This is a genomic window from Nocardia suismassiliense, from assembly GCF_900269665.1.
Classification (GTDB): Bacteria; Actinomycetota; Actinomycetes; order Mycobacteriales; family Mycobacteriaceae; genus Nocardia; species Nocardia suismassiliense.
Genome location: NZ_LT985361.1, coordinates 958126 through 977115 on the forward strand (window position 1 = coordinate 958126; position 18990 = coordinate 977115).

The following is an 18990-nucleotide window of genomic DNA, read 5'->3' on the forward strand; positions in this document are numbered from 1 at the left end:
CGAGCTCCGGAAGTCGATGGTTTCTGCTGACAAATCCTGACTGAAATTTCAGTCAGGAATTCACGGTACCATTGACCGCATGTCTCGTCGTGATTCGATCCTGGAGTCGGCCGCCCGCGTGGTCGCCCAGCGCGGTGTCCGTGGTCTGCGAGTGGAGGAGCTGGCCGAGGCGGCCGGCGTGTCCACCTCGCTGATCTATTACCACTTCAAGGACCGCGCGGGCCTGCTCGAGCAGACCCTGGATTTCATCAGCACCCGGGCCGAGCGGTACACCGAAACCGACATCGACCCCGCCGTCGATCCGGTCGCCCACCTCGAGCAACTGCTGCTGCTCGAGCTCCAGGACAGCCCGCTGGTCATCGAGAACAGCATCGCGTGGGGCGAATTCTGCGCATCCGCGATCTTCCAGCCGGAACTTCGCGAACAACTGCGCGAGGCCACCGTCCGCTGGACCGACTATCTGGCTCGGCTCATCCGCAGTGCCCAGGAACAGGGCACCGTGCCCGCCGATTTCGCCCCCGCCGATGCCGCCGAACGACTCACCGCGCTGATCGAAGGCGTGAGCATGCGCTGGCTCAGCGGCACCCTCGAACTCGCCCGTGCCCGCGAATTGGTCAGCGGCGCAGTCGCTCTCGAACTCGGCACGGGAGCAGCCGCATGACCACCCGGCACCTGGTCGATGTGCACATCCTGCTCATCCACGACAACCAATTGCTGCTCAGCAAGCGCCGCAGCGACGACGAATTCGACGGCCGCTGGCACCTGCCCGCAGGCAAACTGGAGGCGGGCGAATCCGCCACCGCCGCCGCAACCCGTGAGGCGAACGAAGAAACCGGCGTGCACATCGACCCCGCCGACCTGCGCCACATCCACACCGCCCACGTCATCGGCTCCGGCCGCGACCCCCGCCTAGGCCTCTTCTTCGAAACCCACCACTGGACCGGCACCCCCACCAACCGCGAACCCGACAAATCCCACGAACTCCGCTGGTTCCCCCTGGACGCCCTCCCCGACAACATCATCCCGTACTCCGCCGCAGGCATCCGAGCCCACTTCACCGGCACCACCTACAGCGAACGAGGGTGGTCCGCAGCGACGGATTGAGGTCAGCTCGTCGGAGGCGCTGTCGGCATCGTCACCTTCGCTGGACCTCGCACTCCTCGTCCGACGAGCATGGCGGACGAGGAGGTTGTTATGGGGATCGGGGAGTTGCGGCTGGACGCGGAGCAGCTGCGNCGATGGTGATGGATCGGTTCTTCGCCGGGGTGGGGTCGGATCGTAAGCGGCGCTTTCACTTTCATCAGTTCTTTGTCCGGTTGCACGAAGCCGCGCATACGACCGGTTCGATCGATGCGGCTGTCGCGGCGTTGCTCGGTGATGCTCGGCTGGTCTGCTTCGACGAATTCCATGTGCACGACATCGGTGATGCGATGCTGATCGCGCGAATGCTCGACGTTTTGTTCGCGCGCCGGGTGACGCTGGTGGTGACGTCGAATTATCCACCCGAGCAGCTACTGCCGAATCCGCTGTTTCACGATAGGTTCCTGCCGACGATCGCCCGCATCACCGCCGGCCTGGAGGTCGTCTCGGTGGATGGTCGGGTGGACTATCGCACTCGGGCGGGCCGAACAATCACCCGCAGTACGGGTTTCGCCGCAGGTGCATTTGTTTTCGCAGAACTGCCGCATGACACCCCACCGCTACCGGTCGACCATCCGAGCAACGGAAAATTGACTGCCGACTCGGTATCGGTGCAAATCGGCACCCGTCGGCTGACCGCCTTATCCGCCGACGACACCACACTCGCTATCGAATTCGCCGCGCTCTGCGGCACTTCCACCGCTGCCGCCGACTATGTCGAACTGTGCCAACGCTTCCGGCGCTGGATCATCTGCGACGTCCCGCCGTTAGGGGACGTGCCACCGGACTGGGCGATGCGTTTCGTCAACGTGGTCGATGTGCTCTACGACGCCGATCGCGAACTGACCGTGCACGCCCGGGTCCCGTTGGCGGACTTGGTCGACGGCGTCCGCGGCGTCCCCGATATTGCGCGACTCGCCAGCCGTCTTTGTGAACTATCCCAATTGGTACCGTCCCGCATCGGATAGTTGTGCAACAAGTCGGCGACCTGCACCGAAGCGGCACCGCACGCTGTTAAAGAGGATGTATTCCGAAGTATTCGATTCCCTCCCGAGCGGACCATCCGGCATGTAACTATGTGGCTGTTTTGTGCAGTACTCAGATTTGGTGGTAATCAGTGGCTGGGGCGCGAGCGCCGATATTGCGCGTGATCGTGCTGATCACGCTGCTCGCCGCTGCCGCGATCGCGTTGCGCGGATACCTGCCCGGCGTGACCGAATCCCGTGGGGACAGCCGCTCGGCGCCGTCGGCGCTCTCGGTGGCGCTGATGCCGGTGCTGCTCATGGTGTCCATGGTCATCCTGATCGCGGGCGTGATCGCCAGCCAGCACCGCCTCCCGCTGGCCATGCCCGAATCCGACCGCGACACCGACCGCCAGCAGTGGCGCCTCGGCCGCGTCGGCCTGCTGATACTGGCTGGGCTCGCGGTGCTCGCCCTGGTACTGGCGGCCGCTTCGGCGGTGTTCTTCGTCGGCGTCGGACGCGAAAGCGCGCCCCCGCCACCGGCATCCGCGCCGGCGACCGGCCAGCCGGTCGACGACTTCAGCACCGCGACGCCGGACCCCGGCGCCACCCCGGCCGAATTGACCGGCACCGCCTTGCTGTTGACCGCCGTCGCCGCCCTCGCGCTGATCGCGGTGGCCATCGCCGGACTGGTCGTGGTCGCGGTGGCCGCCCGCCGCAAGCCGGCGCCGGCGCCGGCCCCGCTGGTCCCGGTCCCACCCACCGCGGTGGACTCACTCGCCAGGGCGGCCGAAATGGGTTTGGCGGCAATGAACGTGCCCGGCCAGGACCCGCGCACCGCGATCATCGCCTGCTATGTCGCGATGGAACGCGGGCTCGCCTTCGATCGCGCTGCCGCACCGCTGATTTCGGACACCCCGATGGAGGTGCTCGCGCGTGCCTTCGAACGCGGCGCGCTGCACGACGCGTCCGCCAGGGAGCTGGTCGCGCTGTTCGAGGAGGCCAGGTTCAGCCCGCACGCGATGCTCGCGTGGCAGCGCATGCGGGCCGAGCAGCTGCTGCGGATCGTCCTGGCGGACCTGCAGGGAGAGGCGGCGGCTTGAACCGAACGGCCATCGTGCTCGGCGCCGCGACCCTCGTCGCGCTGCTCGAGCTCGTCACCCTCGACCGGGCGCGCGGGGTGCTGTTGCTCGTCGCGGCGGTGCCGGTGGCGGTGGCCCTGGCCTGGCTGGTCTGGTCGCTGCGCGACCGCGCCGAGCCGAGGGCCTACCAGGATATCGACGAGATCGAGAACGGCCCCGCCGAGATGCTGCGCCGCTGGCACGCCAGGGCGCAGATGCTCGCCGACCGTGCCGAGGGCACCCGCGCCGACTGGGACCGGCACCTGCGCCCCTTGCTGGCCAAGGAGTTCGAGCTGTCCAGCGGGCAGCGGGTCGCGAAGAACCGCAAGGCGACCGAGGCCGCCGGTATTCATCTGTTCGGACCGGAACTGTGGCGCTGGGTGGACCCGGCCAACTCGGCATTGCGTGATCAGACCACTAGGGCACCGGGACGGGCGGCGCTGGACGAAATCCTGAGCCGCCTGCAGAGAATGTGAAATGGGTTGAGGCAAGTGCGGGTACACACATGACGATGCCGATGGATGTCACGGTCCAGCGCAGCGACGCCGTGCTCAGGGAGCTATCCCGGGTGATCGTCGGCAAGCAGGAAGAAATGCGATTGATCATGATCGCGGTGCTGGCCGGCGGGCACGTCCTCATCGAGGATCTGCCCGGCCTGGGCAAGACGTTGATCGCCAGATCGTTCGCCGCGGCGCTCGGCCTGCAGTTCACCCGCGTGCAGTTCACGCCGGACCTGCTACCCGCCGATCTACTCGGGTCCACCATCTACGACATGTCCTCGGGCCGCTTCACTTTCCGTCGCGGGCCGGTCTTCACCAATGTGCTGCTCGCGGACGAGATCAACCGGACCCCACCGAAAACCCAGGCCGCGCTGCTGGAGTCGATGGCCGAGGGACAGGTCAGCATCGACGGCGAAACCTTCCAGCTGCCACAGCCTTTCATCGTGCTCGCGACGGACAATCCGATCGAGTACGAAGGCACCTACCCGCTGCCGGAGGCCCAGCTGGACCGGTTCGCGATCCAGCTCAGGCTCGGCTACCTGTCCGAACACGACGAGAAGCAGATGATCCGGCGCAGGCTGGAGCGCGGTTCGACCACGCCGCAGGTCAACCAGGTGGTGGACGCGAACGGGCTGATGGAGATGCGCCAATCGGTCGAGTACGTCACGGTGCATCCGGATGTCGTGAGTTACGTGGTCGCACTCGCCTCGGCCACCCGGGCGCACCCGCAGGTGGAGGTCGGCGCAAGTCCGCGCGCCGAGCTGGACCTGGTGCAGATGTCACGGGCCAGGGCACTGCTGCTCGGGCGCGACTACGTGATTCCGGAAGACGTGAAGGCCCTGGCGATTCCGGCCATGGCGCACCGGATCACGCTGCGCCCGGAGATGTGGGTACGCCGGATCCGCGGTGAGGACGTGATCACCGAACTGCTGCGCCGCCTGCCCGTGCCGCGCGCCACCGTGACATGAACGAACGCAGCGAGCGAATCATGTGGCAGTGCGCCTCGCGCATGATGGAGCCGAGCGCCAGCGAGGTGGAGTCATGAGCGAGCGAATCGGGTGCCGGCGGGCGGTGTCCATGACGGAGCCGAGGGCCGGCGAGGCGAAGCCATGAGACACCGCGACGCGAGCACTGCGGTCGAGGCCGAATTACGTTGGCGTCCTGCCCCGTTGGTCTTCATGCTGGCCATCTGCGCCGCAGTGGCGCTGGTGGTCGCGGTTGTACTCGGGCGGTGGCAGCTGGTGGTCTTCGCCGCACCGCTGCTCGGCGTGCTGGCGACCGCGCGGTGGCAGCAGTCCGCGACCAAGATCCAGGTCGACGGCGGCGGCACGCTGCGGTGTTTCGAGTCCGAAGAAGTAGTGCTGACCGTCGCCGCCTTCGTTGAGCAGGGGCATGCGCTGCTGCGGTTGAAGCCGGAACCGGTCGCGGCACTGGGCATCGAGATCGAGGAGGCGAACGATTCCGGCAGCGCGCCTGCGGGTCTGCGACTGGCCTTGTCGGCGGATCGGTGGGGTCGCTACCCGGTGTCGGTCAGAGTTTCCGCGCTCAGTCCGGCGGGGCTTGCCGTCGCCACCGCGGTGCTGCCCGCCGGGCAACTATTCGTCTACCCGATCACCGACCCCCAGCGAATGCGATTGCCGCGCACCGAACTACCTGAGCGGCTCGGTACCCATCTGACCCGCAGGCATGGCCCTGGCGTCGAGTACGCCGACATCCGCGCCTACGCGCCGGGCGATCAGCTGCGCATCGTGAACTGGCCGGTGAGTGCGCGCCGCGGCAGGCTCTACGTCACCGAGCGGCTGACCAACCGTTCCGCGGATGTCGTGGTGCTGGTAGATACCTCGCAGCAGGCGCCGGGTCCTGCCACCGATTCCTTGGAACTCTCGGTGCGCGGCGCGGCGCAGGTGGTGCAGTCCACCCTGCAAGCCGGCGACCGCACCGCCGTCGTCTGCCTCGGCAGGCAGCCGCGCTGGCTGCGCCCGGATATCGGCCGCCGCCAGTTCTATCGGATCGTCGACACGGTGCTCGACGTCGGCGACGAGTACATCCCGACCACCGGCACCCTGGCGCCGCACTCGGCGGTGCCGCTCGGCGCCATCGTGGTCGCCTTCTCCACGCTGCTGGACACCCAGTTCGCGCTCGCGCTGATCGATCTGCGCAAGCGTGGACACGTCGTCGTGGTCGTGGATGTCCTGCGCGGCACGCCGTTCCGCGACGATCTCGATCCGACGCTGGCCAAGATGTGGCAGCTGGAGCGCGCCTCGATGTATCGCGACATGGGCACCGTCGGCGTCGACATCGTGGCCTGGCCCGCGGAAACCCGGCTCGACCAGATCATGCGGGTGCTGCCCGAACACCGCCGCACCGTCCGGGTGCGCCGATGACCCGATTCCTCGCCGTCCTCTCGGGCGTACTCCTGGTGACCTCGGTCGCCCTGCTGGAACCGTGGGCCGCCGTCCCCGCGCTGGTCCTGGTCGCCCTCGGCTGGTGGTTCCGCCCGTTCGCGGTGCTCGCCGTCCTGCTGGCCATCGGCGTGCTCGCCGTCGCGAATCCTGGCGTACTGGCCTCCGCTGCAATGGGTTTGGTCGCCACCACCTACCTGCTGAACGCCGCCACCGTCACCGCGCCGCACGGCGTCGTACCCACCACCGTCCCCTCGGTGGCGGGTGCGGTCGGCTTCGCCGCCGTGGCTGTCGGGGCCGCGCTGCTCCCGCTGCGCTTGGCCTGGGCGCCGCTCGCCGCCCCGATCCTGGTGCTGGTGTTGTACGCGTTGGTAGTCCAGGGTGCTGCCGTCCGTCGGGGCCGCACCGTATCTCGCCCGTCGGGCGTCACCGAAACGCAGCCGAACACCCCCGGATCTGCCGCATAGCGCACTCGCCTGCGGCAGATCGAAGGAGTGTCAGGCGGCGCTGAACCGTAAGGTGACGTCGCCGAGCACCGGAGCATCCTCGCGCTCGACCACCGTTGCGGCGATGGTCAATTCGTTGTCCTGCTGCCAGATCCGAGTGCGGATCGTCTCGCCCGGGTAGAGCACACCGGCGAAGCGGGCCCGGAAACCGGTGACCCGGCTCGCATCCGAGCCGAGCACCGTGTCGGTGACCGTCTTGCAGACGATGCCGTAGGTGCAGAGCCCATGCAGGATGGGCGCGGGAAACCCGGCGGCGCGGGCGAATTCGGGATCCGAGTGCAGCGGATTGCGGTCGCCGCACATGCGGTAGAGCAGCGCCTGCTGCGGCAGGGTCGGCGTGCTCACGTCGAAATCCGGTGCCCGATCCGGCAGTTCGGTCTTGGTGCTCGGTCCGCGTTCGCCGCCGAAGCCGCCCTCGCCACGGGCGAAGATCGAGGACCGTGCGGTCCACAGCGGTGCGCCGTCGGAACCGGTGACGGTCTGCTCCTGGACCACCACCGCCGCGGAACCCTTGTCCCACAGCTCGGTGATCCGGCCGGTGCTCGTGGCCTTACCCGCGGCTGGGATCGGGCGGTGCAGCTCGACCTCCTGATGTCCGTGCACCACCTTGGCCAGGTCGATGTCGATGCCGGGGAAGCTGACTCGCGGCGGCTCGGTCTCGTGCAGGGTCGGCGCCACGGTCGCGAACGTCGGCAGCACCTGGGGCGTGCGGTCGTCGAGGTACCGCAGCTCGGCGGGCTCGGTCCAGCGGGTGCCCGCACCGAGTCCCAGCTGGTACAGCTGCACGTCGGACGGTGTCCAGGAGAACTCGCGGCTCGGAAGTTCCGCCCCGAGTGCGATTTTCGGATCGATCGGCATCAGGACTCCTTGTCCGGCAGCGGGCGGGTGGGCTGCGCGGCCTTCTTCTCGACGATGTCGAGCACGGCCAGGTAGCCGAAGGTGAGCGCGGGTCCGATGGTGGCGCCGGGGCCCGCGTAGGTGTGACCCATCACCGGGGTCGAGCAGTTGCCCGAGGCGTACAGGCCCTCGATCGGGCTGCCGTCCTCGCGCAGCACCCGGCCCGCCGTGTCGGCGACCAGACCGCCCTTGGTGCCGAGATCGCCGGGCACGATCTTCGCGGCATAGAACGGACCTTGCACCAGCGCGGCCAGGCACGGGTTCGGCTTCACCGTCGGATCGCCGTAGTACCGGTCGTAATGGCTGTCGCCGCGGCCGAAGTCCGCGTCCTTGCCGGTCTCGGCGAAGGTGTTGAAGCGGGCGACGGTGGCGGCGAGGTTGGCCGCGGGGACACCGATCTTGCCGGCCAGCTCGTCGAGAGTGTCGGTCTGCACGATGTTGTCGTTCTCCATCCAGCGCTTGGGGAAGCGCTGGCCTGGCTGCAATCCGGCGAAGATGTAGCGGTTGCGGTAGCGCTGATCGAAGACCAGCCAGGCCGGAATGTTGGCACCAGGCCCCTCGCCCTGGCCGTACTCGCCGCCGTACATGGTGTGCACAGCCTCGACGTAGGGTGCGGACTCGTTGCCGAAGCGTTTGCCCTCGGCGTTGATCATGATGGTGCCCGGCAGATTGCGCTCGGCCAGCGCGAACCACGGTCGCCCGCCCTTGAACACCGTCGGTCCCCACCACGCGTCCTCCATGAAACCGACGTCGCCGCCCGCCGCCATGCCCGCCAGAATGCCGTCGCCGGTATTGGCGGCCGCGCCGGTGGTCCACTCGGTGGTGATGGGCTGGCGCTGGTACTTGGTGCGCAGCTCGGCGTTGTGCTCGAAACCGCCGCTGCCCAGCACCACGCCGTAGCGCGCGGTGAAGGTGACCTGCTCGCCCTCGTGCTCCGCCTCGACCCCGGTGACCACGCCGTTCTGCACCACCAGCCCGGTCAGTGGAGTGTTCAGCAGCACCGGCACATTCGCGTCGAGCAGCCCCTTGCGCATCGCGGCGATGATCGCCTGTCCCATGCCGAGGATGTGCTTGCCGGTGGCCTTGGCCCAGTAAGTACGCGCACCGACCCGCAGCGCGCGCATGATGCCCTTCGGGTGCCTGCGGATCAGGTTGAGCCGGACGAAATCGGCCTGCATGACCACGACGTTCAGCGGCGCCTTGGCGTACGGCGGCTCCAGGTTGGCCAGCTCCGCGCCGAGCACCTTGGCGTTGAACGGGGTGGGCTCGCAGGACCGGCCCTCGCCGAGACCACCGGGGGCCTCCGGGTAGTAGTCGGAGTAGCCCGGCACCCACTTCATCTTCAGCGGGGTGTGGTCGAGCACGAAGTCGAAGGCTTCCGCACCCCGGTCGATGTAGGTATCGATCCGGTCCTTGGGCACCACGTCGCCGATGATGCTGTGCAGGTAGGTGCGCGCGGCCTCGCGGTCGTCCGGTCGGCCGGAGGCGCGCAGCGCCTTGTTGCCGGGGATCCAGACACCACCGCCGGAGCGGGCGGTGGACCCGCCGTAGTGCGCGGCCTTCTCGATGAGCACCACGCTGAGCCCGTGATGGGCGGCGGTGAGGGCGGCGGTCATGCCCGCAGCGCCGCTGCCGACCACCACCACATCGTATTCCCGATCAATCATGTAGAACACGTTATAGAATGATGCCGCCATTGGTCTATGTTGTGAGGCAGAAGACTTACTCGGCTTCTCATCTACCGAGAAACTCGTTTCAGTTTCAGACCGGAGTGAACTACATGGGGTTCGATTGGGACCTGGTTGCCGACGTGGTCGTTGTCGGTTTCGGCGCGGCCGGTGCCGCTGCCGCGCTGGAAGCGGCGGCCGACGGCGCGCAGGTGCTCGCGCTGGAGCGGTTCGCCGGTGGCGGGGCGTCGGCGCTGTCCGGCGGCATCATCTATGCCGGTGGCGGGACGTCGGTGCAGCAGGAGGCCGGCGTCGCGGATACGCCCGAGGCGATGCTGGCGTATCTGGAGCGCGAGGTCGGCGACGTGGTGTCGCCCGCGACGCTGCGCCGATTCGTGGACGGCAGCCCGGCGATGATCGAGTGGCTGAAGGGCCATGGCGTTCCGTTCGAGGCGTCGCTGTGCCCGTACAAGACGTCGTACCCGAACGACAGCTACTACCTGTACTACTCGGGCAGCGAGATCTCCGGTGCGTTCCGGGATATCCCGGCGGCGCAGCGTGGGCATCGGGTCAAGGGCAAGGGTACCTCCGGCAAGCAGCTCACCGGGCCGCTCACAGCCGCGGCTTCCAGGCTCGGTGTCCGCGTCGAAACGCTCACGCAGGCAACCGAACTCATCACCGATGAGGTGGGCACCGTGATCGGTGTCGAGTGCCGGACGCTACGGGACGCACCGGGGCGGGTCCGTGATCGATACACCCGCTTGGCCAAGGTCGCCGCCAAACCCGGCATCTATTATCCGCCGTTACGCGCTGCGCTGGAGAAGCGCCTGGTTCGGCTGGATCGTCAGTACGGCACGACAATTCGTGTACTCGCCCGCCGTGGTGTGGTGCTCAGTGCCGGCGGCTTCATCGCCAATCGGGCGATGCTGCGCGAATACGCGCCGGACTATCGCGGCGGACTCGCGCTCGGCACCACCGGTGACGACGGCAGCGGCATTCTGCTCGCGCAGCGGGCCGGTGCGGCCACCGACCGAATGGGCAATGTCTCCGCGTGGCGATTCCTGTTGCCGCCCAGTGCGTTCACCGGCGCGGTGCTGGTCGACGCGGCGGGCCGCCGGGTCATCGACGAGACCAGGTACGGCGCGGCCGTCGGGCACGCCCTGATCACCGAACACGGCGGCAAGGGCTGGTTGCTCGCCGACGACGAGCTGATGCGCACGGCGATCGACCAGATCGGTAAGCAGGGCGCCTGGTTCCAGCGCGGCCAGTTCGAGGCGATGCGGCGCACCGCGATTCGCGGCGCCACCCTCGAAGCCGTCGCGGCGCGAGCCGGCATCGACGTGGTCGGGCTGCGGGCGACGGTGGACGCGCACAACGCGGCGATCGAGCACGGCACGCCCGACCCGGTCGGCAAGCCGGCCGAGTTCACCAGACTGCTGCATACCGGGCCGTTCTGGCTGCTGGATGTCGGCATCAGACCGAGTCTGGCCAACCCGTGCCCGATGCTCACCCTCGGCGGCGTCGTGGTGGACGAGGACACCGGCGCGGTGAAATCGACTGCCGGGACCGACATTCCGGGTCTCTTCGCGGCAGGCAGGACGGCGGTCGGTATCTGCTCGAAGTCCTACGTCAGCGGGCTCTCGCTGTCGGACTGCATCTTCTCCGGCCGCCGGGCCGGTCGGGCCGCGGCCGGCGCAGTGCCGGTACTGGCCGAACAGCCCGGGACGCTCGATCAAGCAATAGTGGAAGGAACCTAGCGTGCTGTCCGACGCGGTACGAACCGAATTGGCCGATGAGCTCGAGCTCGCCGAACGGGATCGGGTGGCGATCGATCCGCTGGTTGCCCGGCACCCGGACATCGATGTGGTCGATGCCTACGAGATCCAGCTGATCAATATCCGGCGCAGGCTCGACAGCGGCGCCAGGGTGGTCGGGCACAAGGTCGGCCTGTCATCCAAGGCCATGCAGCAGATGATGGGCGTGGACGAACCCGACTACGGGCATCTGCTCGCGGAAATGGAAGTCTACGAAGACGTTCCGGTCGAGGCTGGTCGTTATCTGTTCCCCCGCGTCGAGGTGGAAGTCGGCTTCGTGCTCGGCGCCGACCTGCCCGGCGCGGACTGCACCGAGGACGACGTGCTCGCCGCGACCGTCGCTTTCGCCCCCGCCATCGAGCTGATCGACTCGCGGATCAAGGACTGGAAGATCGGGCTGACCGACACCATCTCCGACAACGCGTCCTCAGCCGGCTTCGTGCTCGGCCCGGAGCGCGTGGCGCCCAAGGACATCGACATCAAAGCGATCGACGCGGTGCTCACCCGCAACGGCGAGGTGGTGGCCGAGGGGCGCAGCGACGCCGTGCTCGGCGATCCGGTCATCGCTGTGGCCTGGCTGGCCCGCAAGGTCGCGAGTTTCGGCGTGCGGTTGAAGGCGGGCGACATCGTGCTGCCCGGCTCGTGCACCCGCGCCATCGACGCCCGTCCGGGCGACGCGTTCCATGCCGAGTTCGCCGGGCTCGGTTCTGTCCGTTTGCAATTCATTTAGGAGGCATGTGGTGTCCGAGAACGGGACCGTCACCGCCGCGATCGTCGGGTCCGGCAATATCAGTACCGATCTGCTCTACAAACTGCTGCGCTCGGCGAGCATCGAGCCGCGGTGGATGATCGGGATCGACCCCGACAGCGAGGGTTTGAAGCGCGCCCGCGGGCTCGGGCTGGAGACCTCCGCCGAGGGGGTGGACTGGCTGCTGGCCCAATCCGAGTTGCCCGAACTGGTTTTCGAGGCGACCTCGGCGTACGTGCATCGCGCGGCCGCACCGAAGTATGCCGAAGCGGGCATCCGTGCGGTCGACCTCACGCCCGCCGCCGTCGGCCCCGCCGTGGTGCCGCCGGTCAACCTCGGCGCGAATCTCGATGCGCCGAACGTCAACATGATCACCTGCGGTGGGCAGGCCACCATCCCGATCGTCGCGGCGGTATCCCGCGTGGTGCCGGTCGCTTACGCGGAGATCGTGGCCTCGGTGTCCTCGGTCTCGGCCGGCCCCGGTACCCGGGCGAACATCGACGAGTTCACCAAGACCACCAGCCGTGGCGTCGAAACCATCGGTGGTGCGCAGCGCGGCAAAGCGATCATCATCCTGAACCCGGCCGAGCCGCCGATGATCATGCGCGACACCATCTTCTGCGCAATCCCCGAAGACGCGGACACCGCGGCCATCACCGACTCCATCCACCGGATGGTGGCCGACATCCAGCAGTACGTGCCCGGCTATCGCCTGCTCAACGACCCGCAGTTCGACCCGCCTTCGGTGATTTCCGGTGGGATGGCGAAGGTTTCGGTGTTCGTCGAGGTCGAAGGGGCGGGTGACTTCCTGCCGCCGTACGCGGGCAATCTCGACATCATGACCGCTGCCGCAACGCAAGTCGGCGAGGTCATCGCCGGGCAAATCGTCTCGGCACGGGTGTAAGGGAGCGAAAACATGGCTTACTCAGCAGAACTCGACATCCGCGTCACCGACACCTCGTTGCGCGACGGATCCCATCACAAGCGCCACCAGTTCACCGCCACCGAGGTCCGCGACATCGTCGCCGCCCTGGACGGCGCGAAGGTGCCGGTCATCGAGGTCACCCACGGGGACGGGCTCGGCGGGTCGTCGTTCAACTACGGCTTCTCCAAAACCCCTGAGCAGGAACTGATCAAGATCGCCGCGGAGACGGCGACCCAGGCCAAGATCGCGGTGCTGATGCTGCCCGGGGTCGGCGTCAAGGAAGACATCAAGATCTCCCAGGACAACGGCGCCTCGATCTGCCGCATCGCCACCCACTGCACCGAGGCCGACGTCTCCATCCAGCACTTCGGCCTGGCCCGCGAACTCGGGCTGGAAACTGTTGGCTTCCTGATGATGTCGCATTCCCAGCCGCCGGAGGTGCTGGCCAAGCAGGCTCGGATCATGGCGGATGCGGGCTGCCAGTGCGTTTATGTGGTCGACTCGGCCGGTGCGCTCGTGCTCGATCAGGTCACCGATCGTGTCGCCGCCCTCGTCGCCGAACTGGGGTCCGATGCCCAGGTCGGCTTCCACGGTCACGAGAACCTGGATCTGGCTGTTGCCAACTCGATCTACGCCATCCGTGCCGGTGCCACTCAAATCGACGGCAGCGCAAGACGGTTCGGTGCGGGTGCGGGCAATACTCCGGTCGAGGCTTTGGTCGGTGTCTGCGACAAGCTCGATATCAAGACGGGCATCGACTTCTACGCCATCGCCGATGCCGCCGAAGACGTGGTTCGTCCCGCCATGCCGCAGGAGTGCCTGCTCGACCGGTCTTCGCTGATGATGGGTTATGCGGGGGTCTACTCCAGCTTCCTCAAGCACGCCGAGCGTCAGGCCGAACGGTACGGTGTCTCCGCGGCGGAAATGCTGGTCCGCGCGGGTAAGCGCAAACTGGTCGGCGGGCAGGAAGATCAGCTCATCGACATCGCCCTGGAATTGCAGCGGGAGCAGGCGGCAGTCTCCGTCTGACGGAGCCGGGCCGCGAACGTCAGTGCCGTTCGCGGCCCGCACGCTATCGCCGGGTCGGGATTCCTTCGCTGCTGTCGAAGCTCGCTTCTTCGGGACTGACCAGCCCCAGTAGCGAAAGCGGCCGTGGGGTAATCGAATTGGTCAGATAGCCCAGCGTGATCGCCCAGCGATTGACCGGACGCGGCACGGCGATGGTGTGGTACGCCCGCGTGACGGCCTTGGCGGGGAACCCGGACAGGTTGACGCCCAATGGATTCGCCACCGCGAAGTGCGGTCCGAGATCGACGACCAGACCCATGTCGCGGTGTTTGTACGGCGCGGCGCCGCCGATACCGAGACTGGCGGCCACATTCCGAGCCAGCGCCTTACCCTGCCGGGAGGCATGCTGGGCGGTCGGCGGGGTGATCTTGCCGGGTTTGGTGAGGTCCGGCACCGCCGCCGCGTCACCACCGGCGAAGACATCGGGATGACCGGGCACGCTCAGGTTCGCGTCGACCACCAGGCGCCCGCGTTCCATCGGCAAGCCGAGCGACTCCAACATGGGTGCGCCGGTCACACCGGTCACCCAGGCGACCGTGTGGGTCGGCACCACGGTCTCGTCGGTGAGTACCGCCTGCCGTTCCGTCAGCTCCTTCAACGAGGTCTTCAACCGGATATCGATGCCGCGTTCGCGAAGCACACCCAGCACCTTGTCACTGAGCCGGTCACCGACCTCCGGCATCACCCGCTCGGCCATGTCGAGCAGGACGAAGCGGACCTCCGCCGGATCGAATCCGCGCCGGGCCGCATAGGCATCGGCCAACGCCCGCAACTGCGCGATCAGCTCGGTCCCCGCATAGGAAGCGCCGACAACAACCACGGTCCTGCGCGCCTTACGCACCTCCGGGTCATCCTCGAAGTCGGCCAACTCCAGCTGCCGCAACAACTGCTCGCGCAGGTACAGCGCCTCGGCCACCGTTTTGAGTCCGTGCGCATGCTCGGCGACGCCCGGCACATCGAACAACCGCGTCACCGATCCCGGCGTCAGAACCAGCCGATCCCAAGACAATTCGCGGTCGGCCTGATGCTCACTGCTCACCCTGACCGTTTTTTTGTCCAGATCGACAGCCTCGGCCTTACCGATCACCAACCGCACCCGCGGCAGCGCATCGGCCAGCGAAACAGCCACAAACCGCGGATCGATCACCCCACCGGCCACATCCGGCAACAACGGCGTGTACAGCATGTAGTCATTGGGTGTAACCAGCAGGACCTCCACCTCCCGCCCCGTCCGCCCCAACACCTTGCACAACCGCTTGGCACAGGTGAACCCGGCAAACCCACTACCGACAATCACCACCCGCTCCGGACCGGCCCTCTTCTCCTCAGCCACAGCCACCTCCTACAAATCGCCCCTCCACCGCGATTCCCCCATCCCCCCATCCGAAACCGGACGAGCCGGGACGCGCCCGGATACGGCAGCGGCGGGCGGGACAGCAGCGAGCCCTGACCTGCGGTTTACGGCAGGACAGGGCTCGTAGGGGACGGCTACAGCCAGGTGTCGAGGGTGGTGGTGGTGAGGAAGTGGTCGAGGTCGGCGCGCCAAGGGGCGGGGGTGGTTTTGTCGGGTTCTATGGCGGTGTATTGGCCGCGGTAGAAGAGGAGGGGGCGGCCGGTGGTGGTGGATTCGGTGAGGGCTTGGACTCGGCCGATGACTATGTAGTGGTCGCCGCCGTCTACGACGCTGTCCACCGTGCATTCGATGGTGGCGAGGGCGTCGTCGAGGACGGGGAGGGTGAGGGGAGAGGTGTGCCAGGGGACGCCGGCGAATTTGTCGGGTTCGCGGGAACCGAAGCGGGCGCAGAGTTCTCGTTGTTCCTCGGCGAGCACGTTGACGCAGAAGCGGCCGGATTGTTCGATGGCCGCCCAGGAGCGCGAGGTCTTGGTGGGGCAGAAGAGGATCAGGGGTGGGTCGAGGGAGAGGGCGGCGAAGGACTGGCAGGCGAAACCGACCGGCGCCTCGGCATCGTCGAAGGTGGTGATGACGGTGATGCCGGTACAGAACTGGCCGAGCACGTTACGAAAGGCCCGCGCGTCGATCTCGGGATCGGTCATCGTTTCGCTCGCCCTCTCACTCACTGCTGGCGCTGCCCGACGCTGAAGTCGTGACCCCACAGGCTCACGGCGGTCGACTCGCGGGCAATCCAATCATTGTCGTCGACTTCGAGCCCCTCGCAGCCGAATTCGACATCGAACCCGCCCGGCGTCTTCATGTAGAAGGAGAGCATCTTGTCGTTGACATGCCTGCCGAGCGTCGCCGACATGGGAACCTTCTTGCGCAGTGCGCGATCCAGGCACAGCCCGACATCGTCGGCCGCCTCCACCTCGAGCATCAGGTGCACGATGCCGCTCGGGGTCTGCATGGGCAGGAACGCCAGCGAGTGATGCCGCGGGTTGCAGCCGAAGAAGCGCAGCCAGGCGGGTTCACCGTCGGCCGGGCGCCCGACCATCTGCGGCGGCAACCGCATCGAGTCACGCAGCCGGAAGCCGAGCACGTCGCGGTAGAACTCCAGCGCGGCCTGGTCGTCCTTGGTGCTGAGTACGACGTGGCCGAGCCCCTGCTCCTCGGTGACGAAGCGATGCCCGTACGGGCTCACCACCCGCCGATGCTCCAGCGCCGCACCGTGAAACGCCTCCAGGGTATTGCCGGAGGGGTCGTCGAAACGGATCAGCTCGTGTACTCGCCGATCGGCCAGTTCCGCGGCGGTGCCCTCCTTGTAGGGCACACCGGCGGCTTCCAGCCGACTCCGGATATCTTGCAGCTCATGGGCGTTGGCGGTCTCCCAGCCCGAGATCTGCAGCTGGTCCTTGTCGCCGGGCGAGATCACCAGCCGGGCCGGGAATTCGTCCATCCGCAGATACAGCGCGTCCGGATTCCCGCCCTTGCCTTCGATCATGCCGAGCACTTTGAGCCCGTACTCGCGCCAGGCGGCCATGTCGGTCGCCTCGATGCGCAGATACGCCAGTGATCGAATCCCCATCACTTCTCCTTGGAACCGGCGAGGAAATCAATTGCCAGCCGGTTGAATTCGTGGAACTTCTCCAGCTGCGCCCAGTGTCCGCAGCCGCCGAACACATGCAATTGTGCGCGCGGGATCAGCTTGGTCGCGACCAGTGCGCCGTCGAGTGGGTTGACGCGATCTTCCCGCCCCCAGATCAACAGCACCGGCTGACGCAGTTTATAGGCGTCGCGCCAGAGCATGCCCTTCTCGAAATCCGCACTGGCGAAGGACTTCCCCATCGCCCGCGCCGCAGCGAGCGACTCCGGCGTGCTGGCCGCGGCGAACCGCTCATCGATCAGCTCGTCGGTGATCAGCGACTGATCGAAGACCATGATCCGCAGGAACGCCTCCAGGTTTTCCCTGGTCGGCTGGTAGTTGAACTTGCCGAGCAGCTTCACGCCCTCGGTCGGGTCGGGCGCGAACAGGTTGGTGCTCAACCCACCCGGACCCATCAGCACCAGCTTCCCGGCCTGATCCGGATAGTCCAGCGCGAACCGCACGGCCGCGCCGCCGCCGAGCGAATTGCCGAGCAGGTGCACCCGCCCGCTGATCTCCAGGTGCACGAGCAGATCGTGCAGCGCCGAGGCGCTGTGCACGAAGTACTGCGGATGCTCGGTCGGCTTGTCCGACTGTCCGTAGCCGGGCTGGTCCACGGCCAGCACGTGAAAGTTCTGCGCCAGCACCGGGATATTGCGGCCGAAGTTCGACCAGGAGGACGCGCCGGGCCCGCCACCGTGCAGCAGCACGATCGTCGGCCCGTTGCCGACCCCCGCCTCGTGGTAGTGCAGCCGCAGATCCGGACGCACCTGCGCGAAGCGGGAGGTCGATTCGGCGGTGATCTCCACCGTTGACGTCACAGCTCCACCTCGCTGACGCTCGGCTCCGCCGTGCCCTCCGGGACGCTGTAATTTCGGTTCACTCGCTGACGCTCGCTCACAACAAACTCCTACACCATCGCGTCGGTGACGGGCAGCCCGAACTCGTGCTGACCGTACATCTGGTATGCCCGTTCGGGATCGTTCGCCGCGTGCACCCGGCCGGCGTGCGCGTCGCGCCAGAAGCGTTGCAGCGGTGTGCCGTTGGCCAGCGCGGTGGCACCGGAGCTCTCGAACAGCTTGTCGATGGCGGCGATCGAACGTCCGGTCGCGCGCACCTGATCGCGCCGGGCCCGCACCCGCAGGTCGAACGGGATCTCCTTGCCCGCGGCCAGCAGGGCGTATTCCTCGGCGACATTGCCCGACAGCTGACGCCAGCCCGCGTCGATATCGCTGGACGCCTCCGCGATACGCACCTTGGCGAACGGATCGTCCTTCGCCTTCTCGCCCGCGTAGGCCGCGCGCACCCGCTTGCCCTGATGCTCGACGTGCGCCGCGTACGCGCCGTAGGCCATGCCGACGATGGGCGTCGCGATGGTGGTGGGATGGATTGTGCCCCAGGGCATCTTGTACACCGGATCGGTGTTCTGCTCGAGCCCGGGTGACTTCTGCTCACTCATCTTGCGGAAGCTCAGGAACCGGTGCGACGGCACGAAAACATCTTTCACCGCAACGGTATTGGATCCGGTCCCACGCAGGCCGACGACGTTCCAGACGTCGTCGATGCGGTAGTCGTCGCGCGGAATGAGGAAGCTGCCGAAGTCGACCGGCTTGCCGTCCTTGATCACCGGACCGCCGAGCACCGCCCAGGTGGCGTGGTCGCACCCCGAGGACCAGGCCCAGGCGCCGTTGACCAGGTAGCCGCCCTCGACCACCGTGCCCGCGCCCATCGGCGCGTAGGACGAGGAGATCCGCACCTCGGTGTCCTCGCCCCAGACGTCTTCCTGCGCCTGCTGTGCGAACAGCGCCAGGTGCCAATTGTGTACGCCGACAATGCCGGCCACCCAGCCGGTGGACCCGCAGGCGCTGGCCAGCTTGCGCACGGTGTCGTAGAAGACGACCGGGTCACCCGCGTGGCCGCCCCACTGCTTGGGCTGTAGGAGTCGGAAGAATCCGGTCTCCTGCAAGGCCTTCATGGTTTCGTCGGGGATGCGCCGCAGGTCCTCGGCCTCCTGCGCGCGCTCGCGCAGCATCGGCAACAGCGCGTCGACCCGTTCGGTCACTTCTTGCGTCATCTCGGGACCTGCTCCTGCCTGGTCAATTGGATAACCGGTAGTCATTTGCCTCTGAGACTAGAACAGGTTCCTATTTCTGTCGAGAACGGGTGTCTATCTGTGGCCATAGACGGACATGTGCAGGAAGT

General features: G+C 67.2%; 19 protein-coding genes. 12 read left to right on the top strand and 7 right to left on the bottom strand.

The window, feature by feature from the left end; translation table 11 throughout:
• Positions 1 to 79: 79 nt before the first annotated feature.
• From DBO33_RS04330 to DBO33_RS04365, 8 genes are all read left to right on the top strand, one after another.
• Positions 80 to 661 (top strand): TetR/AcrR family transcriptional regulator, encoded by a 582-nt coding sequence (locus DBO33_RS04330; RefSeq protein WP_107653874.1) that lies wholly within the window; start codon positions 80 to 82, stop codon positions 659 to 661.
• On the top strand, positions 658 to 1104 hold the full coding sequence (locus DBO33_RS04335) for an NUDIX hydrolase (RefSeq protein ID WP_107653875.1): 447 nt from the start codon (positions 658 to 660) through the stop codon (positions 1102 to 1104). Before DBO33_RS04330 ends, DBO33_RS04335 begins: the two co-directional genes overlap by 4 nt.
• Before the next feature lie 134 nt (positions 1105 to 1238).
• Complete coding sequence (gene zapE / locus DBO33_RS04340; RefSeq protein ID WP_234390692.1) at positions 1239 to 2108, top strand: cell division protein ZapE; 870 nt, start codon at positions 1239 to 1241, stop codon at positions 2106 to 2108.
• Between the two features lie 149 nt (positions 2109 to 2257).
• Positions 2258 to 3205 carry a DUF4129 domain-containing protein gene (locus tag DBO33_RS04345; protein ID WP_199856528.1) on the top strand — a complete coding sequence of 316 codons (948 nt, stop codon included), beginning with the start codon at positions 2258 to 2260 and terminating at the stop codon, positions 3203 to 3205.
• Positions 3202 to 3699: a hypothetical protein gene (locus DBO33_RS04350; protein ID WP_107653877.1), complete on the top strand. Its 498-nt coding sequence runs from the start codon at positions 3202 to 3204 to the stop codon at positions 3697 to 3699. The genes DBO33_RS04345 and DBO33_RS04350 overlap by 4 nt, the downstream gene beginning before the upstream one ends.
• A gap of 29 nt (positions 3700 to 3728) precedes the next feature.
• On the top strand, positions 3729 to 4691 hold the full coding sequence (locus tag DBO33_RS04355; protein ID WP_107653878.1) for an AAA family ATPase: 963 nt from the start codon (positions 3729 to 3731) through the stop codon (positions 4689 to 4691).
• A 141-nt stretch (positions 4692 to 4832) separates the two neighbouring features.
• Complete coding sequence (locus DBO33_RS04360; RefSeq protein ID WP_107653879.1) at positions 4833 to 6107, top strand: DUF58 domain-containing protein; 1275 nt, start codon at positions 4833 to 4835, stop codon at positions 6105 to 6107.
• Complete coding sequence (locus DBO33_RS04365) at positions 6104 to 6592, top strand: hypothetical protein (RefSeq protein ID WP_107653880.1); 489 nt, start codon at positions 6104 to 6106, stop codon at positions 6590 to 6592. Before DBO33_RS04360 ends, DBO33_RS04365 begins: the two co-directional genes overlap by 4 nt.
• A gap of 30 nt (positions 6593 to 6622) precedes the next feature.
• On the opposite strand, the gene DBO33_RS04370 is transcribed toward DBO33_RS04365, so the two are convergent.
• Positions 6623 to 7489, bottom strand: coding sequence for a MaoC family dehydratase (locus DBO33_RS04370; protein ID WP_107653881.1), 867 nt, complete (start codon positions 7487 to 7489; stop codon positions 6623 to 6625).
• Entirely contained in the window at positions 7489 to 9195 is a 1707-nt protein-coding gene (gene kstD / locus DBO33_RS04375; RefSeq protein ID WP_107659973.1) for a 3-oxosteroid 1-dehydrogenase, read from the bottom strand. Before kstD ends, DBO33_RS04370 begins: the two co-directional genes overlap by 1 nt.
• A gap of 113 nt (positions 9196 to 9308) precedes the next feature.
• Here kstD and DBO33_RS04380 point away from each other — a divergent pair, with 113 nt between their 5' ends.
• From DBO33_RS04380 to dmpG, 4 genes are read left to right on the top strand one after another with little or no spacing between them, the layout of a single operon-like run.
• On the top strand, positions 9309 to 10952 hold the full coding sequence (locus tag DBO33_RS04380) for an FAD-binding protein (RefSeq protein WP_199856529.1): 1644 nt from the start codon (positions 9309 to 9311) through the stop codon (positions 10950 to 10952).
• A gap of 1 nt (position 10953) precedes the next feature.
• Positions 10954 to 11739 carry a 2-keto-4-pentenoate hydratase gene (locus DBO33_RS04385; protein WP_107653882.1) on the top strand — a complete coding sequence of 262 codons (786 nt, stop codon included), beginning with the start codon at positions 10954 to 10956 and terminating at the stop codon, positions 11737 to 11739.
• Positions 11740 to 11749: 10 nt separating this feature from the next.
• Complete coding sequence (locus tag DBO33_RS04390; protein ID WP_107659974.1) at positions 11750 to 12661, top strand: acetaldehyde dehydrogenase (acetylating); 912 nt, start codon at positions 11750 to 11752, stop codon at positions 12659 to 12661.
• Positions 12662 to 12673: 12 nt separating this feature from the next.
• Positions 12674 to 13711, top strand: a complete 1038-nt coding sequence (gene dmpG / locus DBO33_RS04395) for a 4-hydroxy-2-oxovalerate aldolase (protein ID WP_107653883.1) — start codon at positions 12674 to 12676, stop codon at positions 13709 to 13711.
• 43 nt (positions 13712 to 13754) lie between these two features.
• Here dmpG and DBO33_RS04400 read toward each other — a convergent pair whose 3' ends face one another.
• The 5 genes from DBO33_RS04400 to hsaA all read right to left on the bottom strand — a co-directional run bounded on the left by DBO33_RS04400 (position 13755) and on the right by hsaA (position 18862).
• Positions 13755 to 15083, bottom strand: coding sequence for an NAD(P)/FAD-dependent oxidoreductase (locus DBO33_RS04400; RefSeq protein WP_234390693.1), 1329 nt, complete (start codon positions 15081 to 15083; stop codon positions 13755 to 13757).
• Positions 15084 to 15238: 155 nt separating this feature from the next.
• A complete protein-coding gene (gene hsaB, locus DBO33_RS04405) occupies positions 15239 to 15805 on the bottom strand; it encodes a 3-hydroxy-9,10-secoandrosta-1,3,5(10)-triene-9,17-dione monooxygenase reductase subunit (protein WP_107653884.1) in 567 nt (188 codons plus the stop codon).
• Positions 15806 to 15825: 20 nt separating this feature from the next.
• Complete coding sequence (gene hsaC, locus DBO33_RS04410; RefSeq protein WP_107653885.1) at positions 15826 to 16731, bottom strand: iron-dependent extradiol dioxygenase HsaC; 906 nt, start codon at positions 16729 to 16731, stop codon at positions 15826 to 15828.
• Positions 16731 to 17609, bottom strand: coding sequence for a 4,5:9,10-diseco-3-hydroxy-5,9,17-trioxoandrosta-1(10),2-diene-4-oate hydrolase (gene hsaD, locus DBO33_RS04415; RefSeq protein WP_107653886.1), 879 nt, complete (start codon positions 17607 to 17609; stop codon positions 16731 to 16733). Before hsaD ends, hsaC begins: the two co-directional genes overlap by 1 nt.
• 89 nt (positions 17610 to 17698) lie before the next feature.
• Positions 17699 to 18862, bottom strand: a complete 1164-nt coding sequence (gene hsaA, locus DBO33_RS04420; RefSeq protein ID WP_107653887.1) for a 3-hydroxy-9,10-secoandrosta-1,3,5(10)-triene-9,17-dione monooxygenase oxygenase subunit — start codon at positions 18860 to 18862, stop codon at positions 17699 to 17701.
• Between the last annotated feature and the right edge of the window lie 128 nt (positions 18863 to 18990).